Annotated in this window: 1 protein-coding gene; it reads left to right on the top strand. The window is 53.0% G+C overall.

The window, feature by feature from the left end:
- Positions 1-1,185, top strand: a 1,185-nt coding sequence (locus M2448_RS20315; protein WP_280648009.1) for a transketolase C-terminal domain-containing protein, incomplete at its 5' end; no start/stop codon positions are given.

Here is a 1,185-nt window from a genome sequence, read left to right on the forward strand (position 1 = left end):
GGCGGAGACCCGCAGAACCCGTTCCGCATCTTCCCCGAAGTACAGGAACTCTACAACAAGCGCAAAGCCGAACTCAAAGAGATCGTAGCCAAAAAATACGCTGCCAAGCAAGCATGGGCAAACCAGAACCCCGAACTGGCAGCCAAGCTCGACAAATGGTTCAAAGGCTATACCCCTGAGATCGACTGGGCAGCCATCGAGCAAAAACCGAACGCCGCTACACGTGCAGCCTCAGCCACCGTACTGGGTGTACTGGCCAAACAAGTAGAGAACATGGTAGTCTCCTCTGCCGACCTGTCCAACTCGGACAAGACAGACGGCTTCCTGAAGAATACCCACAGCATGAAAAAAGGAGACTTCTCCGGAGCCTTCCTCCAAGCCGGTGTATCCGAACTGACGATGGCCTGCCTGTGTATCGGTATGAGCCTTCATGGCGGTATTATCCCTGCCTGCGCTACCTTCTTCGTATTCTCCGACTACATGAAGCCCGCTATCCGCTTAGCCGCCTTAATGGAACAACCCGTTAAGTTCATCTGGACACACGATGCCTTCCGCGTAGGCGAAGACGGCCCTACCCATGAGCCTGTAGAACAAGAAGCACAGATACGCCTGATGGAGAAACTACAGAACCATCATGGACACAACTCTATGCTTGTACTTCGTCCGGCAGACGTGACCGAAGCCACCGTAGCCTGGAAGATGGCTATGGAGAACCAGTCCACTCCGACAGGGCTTATCTTCTCACGCCAGAACATCAACGACCTGCCATCTACTGGCAACCGCTATAACGAAGCCCTACAGACCGAAAAAGGCGCTTACATCGTACAGGAAGATGCTGACTATGACGTTATCCTGCTTGCCTCCGGCTCGGAAGTATCTACCCTTGTAGACGGAGCTAAGCTACTCAAAGCAGACGGCATAAAGACCAGAATCGTTTCCGTACCGTCCGAAGGACTGTTCCGCAGTCAACCCGAAGCATACCAGCAAGCCATCCTGCCAACGGACAAGAAGAAGTTCGGACTGACCGCAGGCCTTCCTGTTACCCTGCAGGGACTCACTGGCGACAAGGGCAAGGTATGGGGTATGAACTCTTTCGGCTTCTCGGCGCCGTACAAGGTGCTGGACGAGAAACTGGGATTCACTGCTGATAACGTTTACAAACAGGTAAAAGAGTATCTAAAATAA

The organism is Dysgonomonas sp. PF1-14, assembly GCF_029892965.1.
In the GTDB taxonomy this organism is placed as follows: Bacteria; Bacteroidota; Bacteroidia; order Bacteroidales; family Dysgonomonadaceae; genus Dysgonomonas.